Raw genomic sequence first — 18,626 nt, 5'->3', positions numbered from 1 at the left:
TCAGTAGAGTGAACCGGTGTTGACGATCGGCTGGGTGCTGCGGTCGCCGCACAGCACCACCAGCAGGTTGCTGACCATTGCCGCCTTGCGCTCTTCGTCCAGTTGCACCACGCCGTTCTTCTGCAGTTCGGCCAGTGCCATCTCGACCATGCCGACCGCGCCGGCCACGATCCGCGTGCGCGCGGCGATCACCGCGTTGGCCTGCTGGCGCTGCAGCATGACCTGGGCGATCTCCGGGGCGTAGGCGAGGTGGCTGATACGCGCCTCCAGCACATCGACGCCGGCGGTCGTCAGGCGCTCGTCGAGCTGCTGCTTGAGGTGATCGGAGATCTCGCCGGGGTGGCTGCGCAGGGAGATTTCCTGCTCGTGGCTGTCGTAGGGATAGCTGGTGGCCATCGCTCGCAGCGCCGCCTCGGACTGGATGTGCACGAAGCTTTCGTAGTCGTCGACGTTGAATACCGCCTCGGCCGAATCGACCACCTTCCACACGATCACTGCGGCGATCTCGATCGGGCTGCCTTCCAGTTCGTTGACCTTGAGCTTGCCGCTCTCGAAGTTGCGCACGCGCAAGGACACCTTGCGCTTGGAGAAGAATGGGTTGTTCCAGCGCAGCCCGTTGTCCTTGACCGTGCCGATGTACTTGCCGAACAGGCTCAGCACCGCGGCCTGGTTGGGCTCGACCATGTACAGCCCGCACATCAGGAACAGCACCAGCGCGCCGATCAGCGCCGCGCCGAAGGCGGTCATGCCGCTGCCGGCCTGGACGCCGACGACGAACAGCCAGATCGCGCCCAGCAGCGCTGCGAGCATCACCAGCAGCATCGGGATGCCGGGCAGGGAGCGGGTCGGGTTCTCTTTCATGGCAGGGCCTCATCGGATGGTGGCCGCATTATTGATATCAAATTGATATCAAGTCAAGGTTTCGGGACCCGGGACCCGGGACCCGGGACTCGGGACTCGGGAAAAGCGGGAAGCGGAAAAGCGGGAAGCAGAAAATCGGTTTCCGCGGTTCGTCGTACTGAGCGACGCGAGGGACCTGCCGTCGTCTTTTGCTTTCCGAGTCCCGAGTCCCGAGTCCCGAGTCCCGAGTCCCGAGTCCCGCAGCGCCGCAGCGCCGCAGCGCCGCAGCGCCGCAGCTACCGGCAACGTCCGAAAGCCCCGCGCTACGGCGTGATCCGATACAACGGCGCCGGCACGAACTCGCCGGTCGCGTACAGCGCGTCGCCGTCGGCCGACCAGCCCAGCGCCTCGGCCTGCGGCAGCCACGGCAGCTCGCTCAGTTGCGGCGCGCGCGACACCGCCGTGCCCCAGTCCTCGCGGTCGGCGCGTGGGTACAGCAGCAGGTAGCGGTAGGTCATCACCGCCAGCGTGCGTCCATCCGGAGAGATGTCGGCCGCGGTGACCTGGCTGTCGTAGCGCCCGCTTGCCGGAGCCTGCTGCAGCGCCGGTTCGCTCATCTGCGGCACACCGGCCAGCTCGCCGAGCTGCACCGCGGTCTGCAGGCCGGTGCCGGCCGGTCGCAACGCCACCGCGAACAGCTGCGGCGGCTGGCGTTTCTTCGACACCAGCAGGACCTGGTTGCGCGCCACATCGACCGCGACCGCCTCGCAGTCGCGGGCGCCGTCGGGCCAGCGGAAGGCAATCGACCAGACCGGCTGCAGGCGCGCGTTCTGCAGGCTCGCCGGTTCCTCGATCACGTGCAGTTGCAGGGTGTGGCGCAGGCCACCGTTGTCGCCGGTGTCGGCGATCAGCAGGTAGTCGCGGCCGTCCAGCTCGAACGCGGCGATGTCTTCCCAGTCGGTCTTGACGATGCCCTCGACCCCGAACGTCGCCAGCCGCCGGCCCTTGTCGCTGACCGCGAACAGGCGTTCGGGATTGCCGCCGTCGTCGTGCATCCACAACACGTCTCGATGCCGCCGCGATGCCGCCAGCCCGCTGATCTCGTTCATCTGCGGGTCCAGCAGCAATCCGCTCGGACGCGCGCCGGGCTGTTCTTCGCTGCTGCGCGTGCAGCCGGCCGCGACCGCGAGCGCCACAGCCATGGCCGCCATCGTGCAGGGCAGCCTCCATCGGCGGGAATGCGGGAAAGGCGCATCAAGCATGGCCGAAGCATCGCACGGCGTCCGCGCCGGCCAAAGTCCCGGCGTGCGACCAGCGCGCGAGGTGGAAGTTAGACTGGCCAGCCCCTGACACCTGCACGGACCGTTGATGACCACGCTCGGCACGCCCCTGTCTGACCATGCCTTCCGTGTGTTGCTGCTTGGCTCCGGCGAGCTTGGCAAGGAGGTCGCGATCGAGTTGCAGCGGTTCGGCTGCGAGGTGATCGCCGCCGATCGTTACCCCGATGCGCCGGCGATGCAGGTTGCGCACCGCAGCCACGTGCTCGACATGCTCGACGGCGATGCGATCCGCGCGCTCATCGCGCAGGAGCGCCCGCAGCTGATCGTGCCGGAAATCGAGGCGATCCATACCGCGACGCTGGTTGAACTGGAGCGCGAGATGGAGCGCGAACCCGCCGCGCAGGCCAGCGGCGCGGCAGCACGTACCCGGATCATTCCGACCGCGCGTGCGGCGTGGCTGACCATGGACCGCGAGGGCATCCGCCGGCTCGCGGCCGAAACCCTCGGCCTGGCCACCTCTCCGTACCGCTTCGTCGACACCCACGAGCAGTACCGCGCCGCGGTGGCCGAGGTCGGCCTGCCGTGCGTGGTCAAGCCGGTGATGTCGTCCTCCGGCAAGGGCCAGAGCCTGGTGCGCGGCGCCGATGACATCCATCCGGCGTGGGCGCATGCGCAGACCGGCGGCCGCGCCGGTGCCGGGCGGGTCATTGTCGAGGGCTTCATCGACTTCGACTACGAGATCACCCTGCTGACGGTGCGCCATGCCGGCGGGACCACCTTCTGCGCGCCGATCGGGCACCTGCAACGCGACGGCGACTACCGCGAAAGCTGGCAGCCGCAGCCGATGTCGCCGCTCGCGCTGGAGCGCTCGCAGCACATCGCGCGCGCGATCACCGACGACCTCGGCGGCTTCGGGGTGTTCGGTGTCGAGCTGTTCGTCAAGGGCGACGAGGTCTGGTTCAGCGAAGTCTCGCCACGGCCGCACGACACCGGCCTGGTGACCCTGGCCTCGCAGGAGCTCAGCCAGTTCGCGCTGCACGCGCGCGCGATCCTCGGCCTGCCGATCCCGTCGGTCCGTTCCAGCGGGACGGCGGCGTCATGTGCGGTGCTGGCGCATGGGCACGGCGTGCCGGTATTCGGTGGCGTCGACGCTGCGCTCGCGCAGGCCGGCACACAATTGCGGCTGTTCGGCAAACCGCGGGTGGACGGCCAGCGCCGCGTCGCGGTGACGCTGGCGCTGGGCGAGGACATCGAGCAGGCCCGCGAGCGCGCGCGCACCGCCGCGGCCGCCTTGCGGATCGAGCTGCGCTGATCGGACGCGCCGTACCACCACCCACCCCGTCACAGGACGTATCGATGGTCGACAGACTGCTGAAACACAACAGCCAGGGTTACGCCGTGTTCCTGTTCCCGCAGGCGCTGGAAGCCCTGGGCGAGGCGATCAAGCCTTACCTGCAGGACGGCAAGGGCGGCCCGCACGTGCTGTGCCAGGAGATCGACACCGCCGGCGCGCTGATCGAGATGACGCTCGACGGCCACACCGTCAGCGGCGAGCCGGTCGAGCTGGAACTGATGGTGCCGTCCAGCATGGTGCGGATGATCGTGTCGGCGCGCAGCGACGAGGCGTTCGGTTTCGGCCCGCGGCCGGTCACGCAACTGCCGGCCGTCGGCCCCGGCGAAACTGGCGCGGAGCCGCCGACCGACGCCGCGGCCGGACCGGAGGCGACGTCGACCAAGGAGGCCGCGGCCTCGGAGGCGGGCGAGGGTGCTGGCAAGGCGTGAGTCCTGTGGCCCTTTCGGATCGTAGGCTGGGCTGACAAGCCCAGCACTCGTGGATCCCGGTGCTGGGCTTGCCAGCCCAGCCTACGGCTCCTGCGGTTGCGGGGAGCCGGCGCCGGTCACTCGGCCGGGTCGGCCAGATCGATCCAGACCAGGTAATGGTCGCTGGCCCCGGCAATCGACGCCTCCGCCGTGCCGTCCGCCGGCCAGAACACCCCCGCGTCGCGCACCGCGAAACCTTGCGAGGGCAGCACGTAGTCCAGCCGCAAGGTGCCGCCGCCGGGACCGAAATCACCGGTGTGGCTGGCGATATCGCCGTCGCGCGGCAGGTCGCGCTGCCTCGCCCGCTCGACCGCGCCGGCGCTGCGCGGGACCACCCGCGCATCCACCCGCGGATGCTGCAGCAGCTGCGCGATCGCGCCGGGCGCGCCATCGCCATCGTGCGGGTCGGCGTTGAGATCGCCGGCAATCACGAAGCGCGCCTGCGGCGCCAGCCCGCCGCACCGGCCTTGGTCGTCGCACAGCCAGTCGGACGCATCGCCCGCCGCCGGGTCGGCCGACAGGTACTCGGGCCACAGCCGGATCTCGTCGAAGTTGCGCGCGCCGTTGCGATCCTCCGGTCCGTCGAACACCGGAGGCGTCGGGTGCGATGCCAGCAGGTGTACGGTGCCCAACGGGGTATGCACCGGCACGTCCCAATGCGACTTGGACGACAGCCGCAATTGCGACCAGACCTGCGGCCGGTACCAGGCCTGGCCGGTGCCGGGATCGCGCGGTTGCCTCGCGCCCGGCAGCGCGCTCCATCGCAGCCTCTGGAAGGTGCGTACCGCCTCGCCATCGATCGGGTAGCGCGACAGCACCAGCATCCCGTACTGGCCCGGGTGCAGGCCGTAGCCCCAGGCGTCGTTGCCGTGCGCACGGTCCGCATCAGCGGCTCGGCTGTCGCGCGCCACGCCATCGCGGTCCAGGTCCAGCCCGCTCGGCACGCCGGTGTTGACCGGTGCGAGATAGCGGTAGCGATAGTGCAGCGGCTCGCCGCCGCCGGCTTGCGCCACCTCCAGGTACTCGCGCTGGAACAGGTCGGCCGCGCGCTGCGCCGGGTCGTGGTCGAACTCGTTGAGCAGCACCAGGTCCGGCCGCACCCGCTGCAGCACCGCGGCGATGTTGCGTGCCTCGGGATCGCCGTGCTCGAGGCGGCGGACCAGGCCGCCCGCGGCGTCCTCGTACAGCGAGGTGTTGTAGGTCGCCACGCGCAGCGGCCGGTCGGTTGCCATCGTGTCGGCCTGTGGCTGCAGCTCCGGGGGTCTGTCGCCGTGGACCTTCAGTCGCACGCAGCCGGCGATGGCGCCGGCGGCCAGCAGGCAAGCCGCTGCCAGGGCGAAACGGGTCGACCACGTCACACACAGTCTCCGGCATCGAGATCGCGCCAGCTGCGACCGTCGAACGCTTCCAGCGGCCGGAAACGGCGTTTGTAGTCCATCTTGGCGTGCGCCTGGATCCAGTAGCCCAGGTACAAGTGGCTGCGCTGCTCGCGCCGGGCCCATTCGATCTGCTTGAGGATCGCCAGCGTGCCGAGTCCGCGCGCGGCGGCCTCGGGTTCGAAGAAGGTGTACACCGCCGACAGCGCCCGCTCGGCGACGTCGGTAACCGCCACCGCGAGCAGGCGTCCCTGGCCGTGCTCGGCGCGCTCGCGCAGCTCCAGGAACCGGTTCTCGCTCCAGGTCCCTATCAGGAACTGGTCGAACTCCAGCGCGCCGTGGCCGTCCATGCCCGCACCCGCATGGCGCGCGGAGAGATAGCGGCGGTACAGCGCGAGGTGCTCGTCGCTGCGTTGCGCCGGGCATACCCGTATTTCCAGGTCGGTATTGCGCGCCAGGCAGCGACGCTGGCTGCGGTCGGGGACGAACTGCTCGACCGGAACGCGCACCGCCACGCACGCCCGGCAGCCCTGGCAATGCGGGCGGTAGACAATGTCGCCGGAGCGGCGGAATCCCCAGCCCAGCGCCAGCGGATACCACTGCGACAGACGCGAATCGCGCGGGTCGAGCACCAAGTCGCGGGCAATGCGGTCGGGCCAGTAGCCGCAGGGGTGCTCGCCGGTGTGGAACAGGCGCAGGTCGTCGGTGTCGTGGTGCTCGGTGCCCATGCCGGCAGCATAGCGCCGGCGGTGTCATGGTCGCTCTTCACTTGAACGTCCCGGCGCGGCGTGGACCGCGATGGAGCGGGTTCTGCGACCGCAACAGCAACAGCAACAGCAAATCTCCCCAGCCCCTCTTTGACAGAGAGGGGCCGGGGGAGATTTGCCTTTGACTTTTCCCTATGCCGAGGCGTCAGGACGCCACGTGACGGAGCACCCGCGTCACCTGCCACTTTTCGTCCACCCGCCGCACTTCCAGGGTCTTGTAGGAGCCGAACAGGCGGTGGTGGTAGGCGCTGAATTGGACCTGCGCGAGTTCAGGGGACGACGCACGGAAGCCGTGCACGTCCAGCAGCATCGCCTCACGTCCCGACGCGCGGTGATAGCTGCCGCGGTCCTCGTCGGCCACGCGCACGCAGTACGAAGCCGGCACCACCGCCACCGCATCGCTGCTCAATGCCTCGATCATCGGCTGCGGCGCGTCCTTGCCGTCGACCGCCAGGCAGACGATCGGAATGCGCGCGGCGGGAATCTCGCTGGCGAACACCGCGCGCGCCACCGGCAGCAGCGTGGGTGCGGCGGTGCCGTCGAACGGCGGCGAGGCGAGCTGCTGCGGCGGCTCGTAGTTGATGATGTGCGACATCATCAGCGCCAGCACCACCGAGATACCCGCCAGCAGGAACAGCTTGACCCGGAATGCGCGCTTCTTGCGCGAGACGGCCTGCGGGGTGGGCGGCGGCTCCATCCGGAACGACGGGCCGGCAAAGCTGCCGGGCCGCGTGCTGTCGAGCAGGCCCGCCTCGCGCAGGATCGCGCGCGCCTTGACCTGGTCCTCCGAGCGCACCACCCACAGCGCCGGCCGTGACCCCTCGCTGTCGCCGTAGCTGAACCGTTTGCGGCGGCTGCCCTGGTAGGAGCGCCCGTCGGTGATGCGTACCTCGATGTCGGCCTCGCGCAGCAGCTCGGCGAGCTTCTCGACGTTTTCCAGGCGCGGACTGCTGAAGACCTGGCGCATCGCTCAGCCCCTCGCCGGCACTTGCGCGGCGGCCTGCGCATCGGCGACGACACGGATCAGGCCTTCCTGCGCGGTGCTGGCGACCAGCCGGCCCTCGCGGTCGAAGATCTGCCCGCGGGCGAGCCCGCGCGCGCCCTGGGCGCTGGGGCTGTCGATCGAGTACAGCAGCCACTCGTCGGCCCGGAACGGGCGGTGGAACCACAGCGCGTGGTCGAGCGAGGCCATCTGCACGTTCGGCTGGTAGTAGCTGATGCCGTGCGGGAAGGTCGTGGTGCCGAGCAGGTGGAAGTCCGAGGCATAGGCGAGCAGGGTCCGGTGCAGCTCGGGCGCATCGCCGACGCGCTCGCCCAGGCGGAACCAGACCTGCTGGTAGGGCGGTCGCTTGGGCGGCTTGAGCTCGTCGCGAGGATAGACGTGGCGGAACTCGAACGGTCCCTGCCGCGACAGCCAGCGCTGGATCTTGTCGGGCAGCGTGGCCATCACCTTGTCCGGCACCGCGGCCGCCGGCTCGAGGTCCTCCGGCCCCGGCACCTCGGGCATCGTCAGTTGGTGCTCGCCGCCGTCCTGCGCTTCCTGGAACGAGGCGGCGAGAAAGAAGATCGGCTGACCGTGCTGGATCGCGGTGACCCGGCGCACCGAGAAACTGCCGCCATCGCGGGTGCGGTCGACCTGGTAGACGATCGGCGCGCGGATGTCGCCGGCCTTGAGAAAATACGCGTGCAGCGAATGCGCCGCGCGCGAGGCCTCCAGCGTCGCCTGGGCCGCCGAAAGCGCCTGTCCGAGCACTTGCCCGCCGAACACGTACTTGGTGCCGATGTCGCGGCTCTGACCACGGAACAGGTTGTCCTCGAGGCGTTCGAGCGAGAGCAATTCGATCAACTCGGAAACGGTGGAGGTCATGCGCACGGTCGTCGGAAACAGGCGCGCCAGTATAGCCGTCGGCTGCCACTGCCCCTGTAGGAGCAGCTTCAGCCGCGGTCCCAAATCGGCGCAATCAGCCAGGTATCCGATCGCGGCTGAAGCCGCTCCTATAGTGCGTTGCCCGGCCGCAGGCGCTGCAGGTCGATCGCCTCCATCACCCGCTCCCACGGGAACAACGGCCCCGGATCGCGCTTGCGGTGCACCTGCAGCGAGGCATCGTCGCTCGCCGCCACCAGTGTGGTGTCCAACTCCTCGTGCCCGGCGATGAACCGCAGGCCGGGCAACTCTGCGCGAAGCCGCTGCAGCAGCGCGATCAGCGCGACGATCTGCGCCTCGGTGTAGGGCTCCTCCATCGCCTGGTGGCGCGAGTCCAGCCAGTCGGGGAAACGCCCGGTATTGACCAGTTCGATCCCGACCGAACGCAGGTTGTAGCCGCGCGTGTGGTTGGCCACGCGCCCGGCGGCCACGTACTGGTGCAGGCTGCCGTCGCGGTCGACGTAGTAGTGCCCGCTGTTGCCGGTGCGCGAGCCGGGATACATCTCCCGCTCACCAAAGCGCCGCGCCGTGGCCAAGTCCGGCACCTCGGTGCAGTGGATCACCACCAGGTCGATCTGCTCGCGCGGACGCGGCTCAAGCCGAGCCTCATAGGGCAGCGGATCGACGTGGAGCGGGGCCGGCGGCAGGTCGGGCAGCATCGCCCGGATGCTACCATTCGGCCCCGCTGCGGCCCGGTCCGCCCGGCCCCATCCGTGCGGTTCCGCCCGCTCCGGTTCCGCCGCTCCGGTTCCACTGGACAGCCTCGATGAAACTGCCTCCCGCCGATTCCGCGCTCGGCCGATTGATGGCCAACCTGCCGCGTTGCGGCCGTGTCGACTGGATCGGCCTGCGCCCTGCGCGCGGCGTGCCGATGGTGGCGGTGGAGGCGGTGGTCGCCGAGCTGGGTGGCGGCCTGGTCGGTGACCGCTACAAAGGCGGCAGCGGCAAGCGCGACGTCACCCTGATCCAGGCCGAGCACCTGCCGGTGATCGCGGCGCTGTCCGGCCACGCCCGGGTGCTGCCGGCGCTGCTGCGCCGCAACCTGGTGGTCTCCGGCCTGCCGCTGATCGCGCTCAAGGGCCGGCGCTTCCGCATCGGCGAGGCGCTGCTGGAAGGCACCGATCCCTGCGACCCGTGTTCGCGCATGGAGCAGGCGCTCGGACCTGGCGGTTACAACGCGATGCGCGGCATGGGCGGACTGTGTGCGCGGATCCTCGAGGGCGGCACCATCCGCCTGGGCGATGCGGTGACGGCGCTGGCCTTCGACACCGCCACCGAGCCGGGAACGGCCTGACATGCGCGGACACTGCATTCTTTCCCACGGCTTCGAAAGCGGTCCCGACGCGACCAAGGTCACCGCGCTGGCCGAGGCCGCCGAGCGCCTCGGCTGGACCCACCAGCGCCCGGACTACACCGACCTGGATGCACGGCGCGAGGCCGGCGAACTCGGCGACGTCGCCGCGCGCCGCCAGCGCCTGCTCGATCTGGCCCGCGCCGCATCGGCGCAGGGGCCGCTGGTGCTGGCCGGGTCGAGCCTGGGCGCCTGGATCTCCGGGCTGGTGTCGATGCAGGTGCCGGTCGCCGGGCTGTTCCTGATGGCGCCGCCGATCCGGCTCAACCAGGACCACCCGCTCGACGCCGCACGCGTGCCGACCACGATCATCCACGGCTGGCACGACGAGCTGATCCCGGCCGCGCAGGTGGTCGACTGGGCGCAACCGCGCAGCGCCCGCCTGCTGCTGGTCGACGACAGCCACCGTCTCGCCGCAAGCGTGCAAACCAGCGCCGACGCGTTCGGCGCGCTGCTCGCGAGCCTCTAAACCCCCTCTCCCCTCGGGAGAGGGTTGGGGTGAGGGGGCAACGGAGCTGTATTGCCCCACCCGTGGTAGATCCCACCCACACCCCGCTGCACTTTTCAAACGGACCGACATTGAAATTCTTCGCAAGCTGCGGCAAAGGCCTCGAGTACCTGCTCGCCGATGAGCTGGTCGCGCTCGGCTGCACGCGCGCGACCGCCGCGCTCGCCGGCGCCAACGCCGAGGGCGATCTGGCTGATGCGCAGCGCGCGGTCATGTGGTCGCGCCTGGCCAGCCGCGTGCTGTGGCCGATCACCGAGTTCGACTGTCCCGACGAGCACGCCCTGTACGCCGGCGTCGCCGCATTGCCATGGCCGGAACATCTCGACAACGGCAATACCCTTGCCGTCGATGCGCATGTCTCCGGCAGTGCCATCACCCATGCGCGCTACGCCGCGCAGCGGGTCAAGGACGCGGTGGTCGACGTCATGCGCGACCAGACCGGCGCGCGCCCGGACGTGGATGTCGACTCGCCCGACCTGCGCCTGAACCTGGTGGTGCGCAAAGGCCGCGCGATCCTGTCGATCGACCTGGGCGGCGGCTCGCTGCACCGCCGCGGCTGGCGCCAGAAGCAGGGCGAGGCGCCGCTCAAGGAGAACCTCGCCGCCGCGGTGCTGCTGCGCGGCCGCTGGCCACAGGTGTACGCCGACGGCGGCGCGCTGCTCGACCCGATGTGCGGCAGCGGTACATTGCTGATCGAAGGCGCGCTGATGGCCGCCGACGTCGCCCCCGGCCTGTTGCGCCACGGCGGCAAACCGCCGACCCTCTGGCGCGGCTTCGACCGCGCCGCATGGCAGGCGCTGGTCGAGGATGCCCGCCAGCGCGAGACCGCCGGCCGCGCCGCGCTGCGCCCGGTGTTCTTTGGCCGCGACATCGACCCGCACGCGATCCGTTCCGCGCGCGACAACGAGGTCATGGCCGGCCTGGCCGGCGTGATCGACCTGAAGGTCGCGGACGTTGCACAACAGCAGACATTGCCGTTGCCCCAGATGATCGGTCATCCCCGCGAAGGCGGGGACCCAGCGGTTTCCGCTGCCCATGACAAGGTGGCGGCCGGACCTTGGGCAGAGGCAGAAGCGAAGGCACAGTCGCTGGATCCGGGCCTGCGCGGGGATGACGAGCAACAGCACCAATCGCAGGAGCCGCTTGCCGGATCTGTGCAGCCAAGCGGCCTCGTCGTCTGCAACCCGCCCTACGACGCCCGCCTCGCCGCCGACCCGGCGCTGTACCGCGCCCTCGGCACCGCGCTGAAAACCACGGTGCCGACCTGGCGCGCCAGCCTGCTGTGCGGCGACGCCGAACTGGCCTACGCCACCGGCCTGCGCGCGGCGAAGAAGTACCAGGTGTTCAACGGCGCGATCGAATGCACCCTGATCGTCAGCGACCCGATCGCGCTGCCGCAACGTGATTCACCCGACACCGCGTCGGCGCCGGTGCTGTCGGAAGGTGCGCAGATGGTCGCAAACCGGCTGCGCAAGAACCTGCGCAAGCTCAAGGCGTGGCGCGAGCTCGAACACGTCACCTGCTTCCGCGCCTACGACGCCGACCTGCCCGAGTACGCCTCCGCGATCGACGTCTACCAGACCGAGGAGAGCCCGCCGCGCATCTTCCTGCACGTGCAGGAGTACGCCGCGCCGGCCGACATCCCCGAGCCCGACCAGCGCCGCCGCCGCAACGAGCTGCTCGCCGCGGCCCGCGAGGTGTTCGCGGTGCCGCGCGAGCAGATCGCGATGAAGACCCGCGCGCGGGGCAAGGGCGGCAGCAAGTATGCGGATCTAAGAGCGGGAAACCTCGACGCGCGCGGCGAATTCGTCACCGTGCGCGAGGGCGATGCACGCCTGCGCGTCAACCTGTTCGATTACCTCGACACTGGCCTGTTCCTGGACCACCGTCCGCTGCGCCTGCGCATCTCCGAGGAGGCCGAGGACACCCGCTTCCTCAACCTGTTCGGCTACACCGGTGCGGCCACCATGCATGCGGCGGTCGGCCGCGCGCGCCAGACCACCACCGTCGACCTGTCGGCAACGTACCTGCAATGGTGCGCCGACAACCTGGGCGAGAATGGCATGGGCGGCGCCCGCCACCGCCTGGTGCAGGCCGACGCGCTGGCCTGGCTGGAAAACGACAGCGGCGAGTACGACCTGATCTTCTGCGACCCGCCCACCTTCTCCAATTCCAAGCGCGCGCAGGATTTCGACGTGCAGGCCGAGCACGTGCGCCTGCTGCGCGCCGCGGTGGCACGGCTGGCGCGCGAGGGGGTGCTGTATTTCTCCAACAACTTCCGCCGCTTCCGCATGGACCAGGCCAGCATCGAAGCGTTCGCCGACTGCGAGGAGATCAGCGCACAGACCATCCCGCCGGACTTCGCCCGCGACGCGCGCATCCACCGCTGCTGGCGATTGCGCCGGCGCCACAGTGATGTGAAGTAACGTCCGCCACGCTGCTGCTTTTAGCTCCTTCCCCTTCAAGGGGGTGAAGAGGGCCGCTCGCGAGCCATTGGCTCGCGGGCCGATGAACGCCCTCAAGCTGTGCTTGGGGGCCGGACAGGGTGGGATGCGGATGGGTTGGCTCTCGCGATCGGCGATCGTCGTGCGGAACAGGACCGTCCACCGGGCGCCCCCTCCACGAAGCAATTAACGGCTGCCGAACATCGCCTCGGTCACGATACCGGCGATGCATCGCCCAGGTGACCTGCCATCAAGCCGCCCGCATGGACCTTCTTCCGCCAGTGGCTGAAGAACCCGCTCCGCACCGCTGCCGTCGCCCCGTCCAGTTTCGAGCTGGCCGCGGCGATGATCGCCCAGTTGCCCGATGACACTGCGCGGGTAATCGAGCTCGGCGGCGGCACCGGCGCGATCACCCAGGCGCTGCTCGACGCCGGCATCGCCGACGAGCACCTGCTCGTGCTCGAACTCAACGAGGAACTGCAGGCGCATCTGCAACGGCAGTTCCCGCGGGTGCCGGTGGTGCTCGGCGATGCCCGCTCGCTGCCGCAACTGGTCGCCGACAGCGGCTGGCTGGCCGCCGGGCACGCCGATGCCATCGTGTCCGGGCTCGGCCTGCTGGCGATGCCGCACCCATTGCAGCGCGACATCCTGCTGGGGGCACTGTCGTGCCTGCGCGCCGGTGGCGTGTTCGTGCAGTTCACCTACGGGCGCAACGCTCCGGTGGCCGAGCCGGTGCTGCGCGAGCTGGCCCTGCAGGTGCGCCGCGGCGCCTTCGTGCTGCGCAACGTACCGCCCGCGACGGTGTACGTCTACTCGCGCTGAAGAGCTCGGTAGGGCGGGTTTCAACCCGTCGATTCCAGCCGAGGTGGCGGGTTGAAACCCGCCCTACGCATTACCTCCACCTCCGCAACACAGGTTTTCGCTTTCGACGCTGGGCCCTTCACCACGCCGGCGCCATCCTGTTCACTGCGCCGCTGTCGGCGCGGCGCGATCCACAGGAGCCACAGGAGCCACCGATGCCCACCGTCACCTCCGACACCACCCGCCACGCCCGCATCGTCCGCACCGTGCGCGGCCAGCCCGCGTCCGATGGCGCCGGGGTCAAGCTCACCCGCGTCATCGGCAGCCCGCAACTGCCGGACCTCGACCCGTTCCTGCTGCTCGACGAGTTCGGCACCGACCGTCCCGAGGACTACCTCGCCGGATTCCCCGAACACCCGCACCGCGGGTTCGAGACCGTCACCTACATGCTCGACGGCCGCATGCGGCACAAGGACAACCACGGCAACGAGGGCGTGCTGGTGCCCGGCAGCGTGCAGTGGATGACCGCCGGCCGCGGCTTGGTGCATTCGGAGATGCCCGAGCAGCTCGAAGGCCGCATGCGTGGGTTCCAGTTGTGGGTCAACCTGCCTGCGCGCGACAAGATGACTGCGCCGCGTTACCAGGAATTCGCGCCCGAGCGCATCCCTCAGCTGCAACCGGCCGAAGGCGTGAGGGTGAAGCTGATCGCGGGGATGGTCGGCGAGGCGCAGGGGCCGATCGCGCAGCCGGCGACCGACCCGGTGTACCTGGATATCGAACTCGCGGCCGGGGCCCGTTGGGAGCACCCGCTGCCCGAAGGCCACAGCGTGTTCGCGTACCTGTTCGAGGGCGCGGCGGTGATCGGCGCCGGCGAAGCGGCGCGCCCGCTGGCCGCGCAGGAGCTGGCGGTGCTGGGTGGTGGCCCGCTGTTCGAGGTGCAGGCCGGCGATGCGGGCGGGCGCCTGATCCTGGTCGCGGGGCGCCCGCTGCGCGAGCCGGTTGCGCGCCACGGGCCGTTCGTCATGAACACCCGGCAGGAACTGATGCAGGCGTTCGCCGATTTCCAGGAAGGGCGATTCTGACGCCGCAGCCGCATGGCGACGGCGGCTGGCGCATCCCGTGTCTCGGCGGAAAACCCGCCCGGTCTACTGGCCGGCCGCCACTTGTGTGCTGCGGTCGGGCCCGAACTGCAGGCTCTCGGTCAGCTGGAACGCGCGATCAAGCTGCTCGCCCGAAGGGGACTGCAGCCAGATATGCGCGACACGGCCGTCATCGAGTTCGACCAGCGCCTCGCGCGCCTCGATGTTCGGCCTGATCGCGATCTCGGCGCGGTACCACTGCACCGATCGGCCGTCGATGCGGCCCTGCTCCTCCCGGTTGCCGCGCTTGGGCTCGAACGGCGACTCCGCGGCGATGTACAGCCCGAACGCCTCCGAGCCGTCCCCGCGCAGCGCCCGGCAGAAATCCGAGTTGCCGCTGCCGCGGTGTTCCCAGGTCAACCCCGTGTCGGCGGGCAGGCGCGGACATGCCCCCGGATCCTGTGCCTGGGCCGGTGCCGCCAGTCCCGCCAGCAGCAACATCGGCATGCATAACGCCGTCTTGTTCATGTGATAGCCCCCTGTTCGCGTCCAGATGACGCCTGTCGCGTGTCCGACCTTAGTCCACTGCCCGGGCATTGACAAATCATGCCCATTCAGTGTTGCGGTCGGTCGCAAAACGCCACGTGTTCCGCATTGCCCACGCCGTATGGAGGGCGTGGGCGCAGCGCAATTGCAGCGACCAAGCCCCTGCGCCGCCGCCAGCCGCATGGCCAACGCACGGATAGGGCCGCGCCAGAAAACCGGAAGAGGGTCGGTTGTCAGGCTACGCTGCCGGCGCACACCGGTGGAGTGCAGGCGTACTCGACCTTTTCGCCACCATGCGCATCGAATATCCGGCGATGTGCCCGGTACGACCACGCATCGCCCCGGGTGTAGTACTCGGCCACCCACGACTGCAGTGCGTCCAGCAACGAATCCTGCTGCTCGATCGAGGCGTACTTGTGAGGCTCCCAGGGGCGCCTGCGGTTGTTCGCCTGGCACGCCGCCAACCCCGGGTTGAGGAAGACCAGCTCAGTGCAGTACGCGGACGCCCGCTCGATGAGTTCGCCGTAACAGCCCTCGATCACCCAGGCCGCCTCGGACGACACGAACTCACCCAGCGAGGCGGCGATTGCCTGCGGGTCGCGCTGGACGGCAATCTGGCCAGGCTCCCAGACGATGGAATCCAGGTCGAGGTGTGCCAGACCATGCGCATCGGCGAGTGCCTTGGCGTAGGTGCTCTTGCCCGAGCCGGAGTTTCCGAAAACAAGGATCTTCATGACGGGGACCGTTGCCTGGACCGAGCTGGCGGCAAGCTGCTGCCAGCCAGCCGACGGAACACTGTCGGGGATAGGAGCGCACGGAGCCCAGTTCTCCCGCTCCACCAAGCCGAGGAATGCGGCCAAGCCCCAGCACTTCCATTCCGTGCCGCATGACTGAGTTAAGCCGAACTGCGAACCGGCTTTGGCTTGAACGAATCGCTAGGTACCCTGGCGCCTAACGCCTGAGTCAAGCCGAGCCGCCAGGCGGCCTTGGCTTGAACGAACCGCTAGGCCGCCGCGGCATGTCCCGGCCGCCAACCAAAGAGGCGGGCAGGTAGAAGCAGAATGGCATGCAAGAGCGCGAACATAGCAGAGAACGTGATCCCCACCAGGCGAAACGGCAGGGCGAGCAGCCAAGCGATTGGCCACAGAACCAAGGCCAGCAGCGCCAGCGGCCAGCACAGGACAAAGAGAATGCACCAAACAACCGTGGCAATGAGTGCTTTCATACGCTGCTCCTTTTGGTCCGGTAAGCGGCACCGAACTTGGCCCCGGAAGGCTTGCAGTCCCGGTGCGTGGCGGCAAGTGATACCCGATGGAACGGCCGGAGCACTGGATCAAACGCCAAATTAGGCGACGAACTCCCGGAGGTCCAACGCCCGAACCACGCCGTGCCGCAAAGCGGCTTCGGCTGTTACGGCGATGCCGATTTCTAGAACAGATTATCTGAAAGCACTCATGTTCCTCGGGCTTCTAGAACGCGATTGTACGACTTCTTTCGTTTGCTTCTTCCACTGTGGCCAAGATCGAATCCAGTTGCGCGCGATCAAGAAAGCGGCCGTCGACGATCACGCCTTCGATGGCCCGCGTATTGGCGATATCCACCAGCGGGTTGGCGCGCAACAGCACCATGTCGGCGCGGTATCCCGGCGCGATCCTGCCGGCCTCCCGGTTCATCCGCTCCGCAGGCGCAGCGGTGGCCGAACGCAAGCTTTGCGCCGGGCTTAGCCCCGCGCTGGTCAAGGACTTCAACTCGTCGTGCAGGGAGAAACCTGGAACCGTGCCGGCCGTATTGGCGTCGGTGCCGGCCAGCACATGGACCCCCCTGTCGCGCATTGCCCTCAGTAGAATGCGATGCGCCTCGGCGAAGGTCATCCAGTAGGCCGCCGCCGCCTCGCGCTCGGCAGGGCTGGCCTCCGGGCCCATCTCATAAGCGTTGTTTCCGGGAAGCCAGCCCTTTGACAGCGGCGTCCCCTCGACCAGCCCGGGATTGGCGTAACGCAGCTCTATCTCCTCGACCAAATCCGCGGGGGCCACCTTCTGCCGCGCAATGCTCTCGATCAGCCACAGGGACGACACCACCGCGATGTCATGCTCCGCCAGCTTCGCGGCCACGTCATCGCTCCGTCGTGCAACGAATTCGAGGTACTCGTCCGCGTTGGCAGTGGTGAAGAAGCCGAACTCCGCATTGAGCGCCTTCGCGATCTCCTCGATGTGCGAAAGCTCGCTTTGCCCGGATGTCCAAAGCGCATCGAGCGGGGCTGACACCGGAAAATGTCCGATTAGCGCAACCTCTGACTCCGACGCAGCCCGATCAATCTCCCGGTATGTCTCCTCGTCCAGGATACTTCCCAGCTTGACCGCATCGTAGCCATCCCCGACCAGTGAGCGGACCACTGCCTCGGCATCCTGTGGCCGCCGGACGTTGATCCGGTTGCGCGTCCAACGCTGAAAGTGACCCGCAAACCATCCCCAGCTTTCCAGCTTCTCCGATGCCACGAACATTCGCGGGCCCAAGCGCCCCGCGTCGATCTCGTCGCGCCAGACCAGATGATCCGCGTTGCCGCTCATCTCGCGGATGCCCGTGACTCCGTTGGCCACGTAGATCAACAGGTCGTTCGGACTCTGCTTCAGATGGACATGGGCGTCGACTAGTCCGGGAATCAGATAACGCCCGCTGCCGTCGACTACGTTGACGCCTTCGGGGAGTTCCAATCTCTCTCCGATGGCCACGACTCTGCCTTGGTCGAACAGCACGGTGTGGCCGCCGATCATCGTATTCCCATCCGCAGACAAGACATGGACATCAGTGATGGCCGTGGGCCCGGACATCGCATCGAAGCCTACGTGATCGACGACCGCCGTAGCAGCCCCCGCAAAGCGCCTGAGTTGATGATCGACCCACAGGATCGAAGCCGCGCAGAGCGCCAGCACGAGGATGAGCGAGAGCAGGGTCCACTTCTTAACTGATGCAGCACTGATCATGCGATCCATCCCAACCTTCATACGGCTACCCGTGACGGGGCAGGCGAAGAGCTTGGGATCCCCGAAAGTGCTCGGCAATGAGCTTGCGACGAAACCAGCCTAGGCTCCGACGAAACCGGGGAATATAGCGATGAGCCACCTGCGGCCCAATGCTGGTTAAGCCGCGCGCGAAGCGGCGTCGGCCAGGACGAGTTGCTAGGCGGCAGGTTACGGTTGGCATGCCACCCGAATTGTGCCGACCTCACTCCCTTTCGGGGCGATCTGAAGCCAACATGGGAAGCTGGTGTAGTACTCCCAATAAGTGGCGCCATCTTCTCGTTCCACCAGCTCGGGTGCTCCATAGAGCCCTAGGGCGCTTTCGAGCGGGTCGCCGGGGCACAGGCCCGCAGGTGTGCAGGCCTGTGGACTTTCGCTGAACAAGCTTGCGGCAACGTCACCACTGAAGGAAACGATGAGGTTCGGGTAGCGCAGATGACGATTGAGATAGTCCAACTCCTCAGAGACACCGACAGGTTGACCTAGGCGTTCACGGACCTGTTGTTCCGTAGCGTCAATGGAGATTCCACCCAGAGCCAGTTCGGCGTGGGGAATGCCCTGCGGCGCAGAGAAGGCCACGACTGGGAGTGCGAGGGACGCGAGAAAATATTTCATACCGCTTGACGTCTGAATTAGGCCGAGCCGCGAAGTGGCTGCGCCTTGAATGAGTTGCCAGGTGCGCGCCGCCGTAATGCCCACACCAGCATGCCGAGCGCTAACAGGTTGATGCCAAGCTCGCCCGTATCGATCCACTCAACTGTGATGTTTAGATGCGACGTCCCCCCGCCTTCAGTAGCGGGGCTATCTAGAGTCCGGGGTTCATCGTAGTGGTATCGGCTGCCAGCTGCTCGGCGTAGGCGCTCGGGGTCAGC

18 protein-coding genes are annotated in these 18,626 nt (G+C 68.4%); 7 read left to right on the top strand and 11 right to left on the bottom strand.

Going from position 1 to position 18,626, the window contains the following annotated elements; genetic code table 11:
• Together ACJQWM_RS09185 and ACJQWM_RS09180 are read right to left on the bottom strand one after the other, a co-directional pair.
• Positions 1–861, bottom strand: coding sequence for an SPFH domain-containing protein (locus ACJQWM_RS09185; RefSeq protein ID WP_332706844.1), 861 nt, complete (start codon positions 859–861; stop codon positions 1–3).
• Between the two features lie 302 nt (positions 862–1,163).
• Positions 1,164–2,042 (bottom strand): hypothetical protein, encoded by an 879-nt coding sequence (locus tag ACJQWM_RS09180; RefSeq protein ID WP_332706847.1) that lies wholly within the window; start codon positions 2,040–2,042, stop codon positions 1,164–1,166.
• A 166-nt stretch (positions 2,043–2,208) separates the two neighbouring features.
• On the opposite strand from ACJQWM_RS09180, the gene purT reads away from it, so the two are divergent.
• Positions 2,209–3,432 (top strand): formate-dependent phosphoribosylglycinamide formyltransferase, encoded by a 1,224-nt coding sequence (purT, locus tag ACJQWM_RS09175; RefSeq protein WP_332706850.1) that lies wholly within the window; start codon positions 2,209–2,211, stop codon positions 3,430–3,432.
• Between the two features lie 44 nt (positions 3,433–3,476).
• Positions 3,477–3,902 carry a hypothetical protein gene (locus ACJQWM_RS09170; protein ID WP_332706853.1) on the top strand — a complete coding sequence of 142 codons (426 nt, stop codon included), beginning with the start codon at positions 3,477–3,479 and terminating at the stop codon, positions 3,900–3,902.
• Positions 3,903–4,018: 116 nt separating this feature from the next.
• On the opposite strand, the gene ACJQWM_RS09165 is transcribed toward ACJQWM_RS09170, so the two are convergent.
• From ACJQWM_RS09165 to ACJQWM_RS09145, 5 genes are all read right to left on the bottom strand, one after another.
• A complete protein-coding gene (locus ACJQWM_RS09165) occupies positions 4,019–5,224 on the bottom strand; it encodes an endonuclease/exonuclease/phosphatase family protein (protein WP_411306793.1) in 1,206 nt (401 codons plus the stop codon).
• 71 nt (positions 5,225–5,295) lie between these two features.
• Positions 5,296–6,045, bottom strand: coding sequence for an arginyltransferase (locus tag ACJQWM_RS09160; protein WP_332706856.1), 750 nt, complete (start codon positions 6,043–6,045; stop codon positions 5,296–5,298).
• Between the two features lie 184 nt (positions 6,046–6,229).
• Positions 6,230–7,051, bottom strand: a complete 822-nt coding sequence (locus ACJQWM_RS09155) for a putative signal transducing protein (protein ID WP_332706859.1) — start codon at positions 7,049–7,051, stop codon at positions 6,230–6,232.
• A gap of 3 nt (positions 7,052–7,054) precedes the next feature.
• Positions 7,055–7,951 carry an acyl-CoA thioesterase II gene (gene tesB / locus ACJQWM_RS09150; RefSeq protein WP_332706862.1) on the bottom strand — a complete coding sequence of 299 codons (897 nt, stop codon included), beginning with the start codon at positions 7,949–7,951 and terminating at the stop codon, positions 7,055–7,057.
• Positions 7,952–8,079: 128 nt separating this feature from the next.
• Complete coding sequence (locus ACJQWM_RS09145; RefSeq protein ID WP_332706899.1) at positions 8,080–8,664, bottom strand: N-acetylmuramoyl-L-alanine amidase; 585 nt, start codon at positions 8,662–8,664, stop codon at positions 8,080–8,082.
• 110 nt (positions 8,665–8,774) lie between these two features.
• Here ACJQWM_RS09145 and ACJQWM_RS09140 point away from each other — a divergent pair, with 110 nt between their 5' ends.
• From ACJQWM_RS09140 to ACJQWM_RS09120, 5 genes are all read left to right on the top strand, one after another.
• Positions 8,775–9,302, top strand: coding sequence for an MOSC domain-containing protein (locus tag ACJQWM_RS09140; RefSeq protein WP_332706865.1), 528 nt, complete (start codon positions 8,775–8,777; stop codon positions 9,300–9,302).
• A 1-nt stretch (position 9,303) separates the two neighbouring features.
• Positions 9,304–9,828 carry an alpha/beta family hydrolase gene (locus ACJQWM_RS09135; protein WP_332706868.1) on the top strand — a complete coding sequence of 175 codons (525 nt, stop codon included), beginning with the start codon at positions 9,304–9,306 and terminating at the stop codon, positions 9,826–9,828.
• A gap of 110 nt (positions 9,829–9,938) precedes the next feature.
• Complete coding sequence (gene rlmKL / locus ACJQWM_RS09130; RefSeq protein ID WP_332706871.1) at positions 9,939–12,293, top strand: bifunctional 23S rRNA (guanine(2069)-N(7))-methyltransferase RlmK/23S rRNA (guanine(2445)-N(2))-methyltransferase RlmL; 2,355 nt, start codon at positions 9,939–9,941, stop codon at positions 12,291–12,293.
• A 363-nt stretch (positions 12,294–12,656) separates the two neighbouring features.
• Positions 12,657–13,133 (top strand): class I SAM-dependent methyltransferase, encoded by a 477-nt coding sequence (locus ACJQWM_RS09125; protein WP_332706874.1) that lies wholly within the window; start codon positions 12,657–12,659, stop codon positions 13,131–13,133.
• Between the two features lie 194 nt (positions 13,134–13,327).
• Entirely contained in the window at positions 13,328–14,194 is an 867-nt protein-coding gene (locus ACJQWM_RS09120) for a pirin family protein (RefSeq protein ID WP_332706877.1), read from the top strand.
• Between the two features lie 63 nt (positions 14,195–14,257).
• Here ACJQWM_RS09120 and ACJQWM_RS09115 read toward each other — a convergent pair whose 3' ends face one another.
• The 4 genes from ACJQWM_RS09115 to ACJQWM_RS09100 form a co-directional block, all read right to left on the bottom strand.
• Positions 14,258–14,719, bottom strand: a complete 462-nt coding sequence (locus ACJQWM_RS09115) for a hypothetical protein (protein ID WP_332706880.1) — start codon at positions 14,717–14,719, stop codon at positions 14,258–14,260.
• Between the two features lie 251 nt (positions 14,720–14,970).
• Positions 14,971–15,471, bottom strand: coding sequence for a P-loop NTPase family protein (locus ACJQWM_RS09110; protein WP_332706883.1), 501 nt, complete (start codon positions 15,469–15,471; stop codon positions 14,971–14,973).
• Positions 15,472–15,740: 269 nt separating this feature from the next.
• Positions 15,741–15,962 (bottom strand): hypothetical protein, encoded by a 222-nt coding sequence (locus ACJQWM_RS09105; RefSeq protein ID WP_332706886.1) that lies wholly within the window; start codon positions 15,960–15,962, stop codon positions 15,741–15,743.
• Positions 15,963–16,206: 244 nt separating this feature from the next.
• Positions 16,207–17,727 carry an amidohydrolase family protein gene (locus ACJQWM_RS09100; protein WP_332706890.1) on the bottom strand — a complete coding sequence of 507 codons (1,521 nt, stop codon included), beginning with the start codon at positions 17,725–17,727 and terminating at the stop codon, positions 16,207–16,209.
• Positions 17,728–18,626: the final 899 nt, after the last annotated feature.

Source organism: Novilysobacter longmucuonensis (assembly GCF_046600735.1).
In the GTDB taxonomy this organism is placed as follows: Bacteria; Pseudomonadota; Gammaproteobacteria; order Xanthomonadales; family Xanthomonadaceae; genus Novilysobacter_A; species Novilysobacter_A longmucuonensis.
The sequence above is the reverse complement of the archived record's forward strand: the minus strand, read 5'-3'. Positions and strand labels throughout refer to the sequence as shown.

Bases quoted from the DNA above. Each gene is read 5' to 3' on its own strand.
- ACJQWM_RS09185 (WP_332706844.1), bottom strand. From the start codon at position 861: ATGAAAGAGAACCCGACCCGCTCCCTGCCCGGCATCCCGATGCTGCTG.
- ACJQWM_RS09180 (WP_332706847.1), bottom strand. From the start codon at position 2,042: ATGGCTGTGGCGCTCGCGGTCGCGGCCGGCTGCACGCGCAGCAGCGAA.
- purT (WP_332706850.1), top strand. From the start codon at position 2,209: ATGACCACGCTCGGCACGCCCCTGTCTGACCATGCCTTCCGTGTGTTG.
- ACJQWM_RS09170 (WP_332706853.1), top strand. From the start codon at position 3,477: ATGGTCGACAGACTGCTGAAACACAACAGCCAGGGTTACGCCGTGTTC.
- ACJQWM_RS09160 (WP_332706856.1), bottom strand. From the start codon at position 6,045: ATGGGCACCGAGCACCACGACACCGACGACCTGCGCCTGTTCCACACC.
- ACJQWM_RS09155 (WP_332706859.1), bottom strand. From the start codon at position 7,051: ATGCGCCAGGTCTTCAGCAGTCCGCGCCTGGAAAACGTCGAGAAGCTC.
- tesB (WP_332706862.1), bottom strand. From the start codon at position 7,951: ATGACCTCCACCGTTTCCGAGTTGATCGAATTGCTCTCGCTCGAACGC.
- ACJQWM_RS09140 (WP_332706865.1), top strand. From the start codon at position 8,775: ATGAAACTGCCTCCCGCCGATTCCGCGCTCGGCCGATTGATGGCCAAC.
- ACJQWM_RS09135 (WP_332706868.1), top strand. From the start codon at position 9,304: ATGCGCGGACACTGCATTCTTTCCCACGGCTTCGAAAGCGGTCCCGAC.
- ACJQWM_RS09125 (WP_332706874.1), top strand. From the start codon at position 12,657: ATGATCGCCCAGTTGCCCGATGACACTGCGCGGGTAATCGAGCTCGGC.
- ACJQWM_RS09120 (WP_332706877.1), top strand. From the start codon at position 13,328: ATGCCCACCGTCACCTCCGACACCACCCGCCACGCCCGCATCGTCCGC.
- ACJQWM_RS09115 (WP_332706880.1), bottom strand. From the start codon at position 14,719: ATGAACAAGACGGCGTTATGCATGCCGATGTTGCTGCTGGCGGGACTG.
- ACJQWM_RS09110 (WP_332706883.1), bottom strand. From the start codon at position 15,471: ATGAAGATCCTTGTTTTCGGAAACTCCGGCTCGGGCAAGAGCACCTAC.
- ACJQWM_RS09105 (WP_332706886.1), bottom strand. From the start codon at position 15,962: ATGAAAGCACTCATTGCCACGGTTGTTTGGTGCATTCTCTTTGTCCTG.
- ACJQWM_RS09100 (WP_332706890.1), bottom strand. From the start codon at position 17,727: ATGGATCGCATGATCAGTGCTGCATCAGTTAAGAAGTGGACCCTGCTC.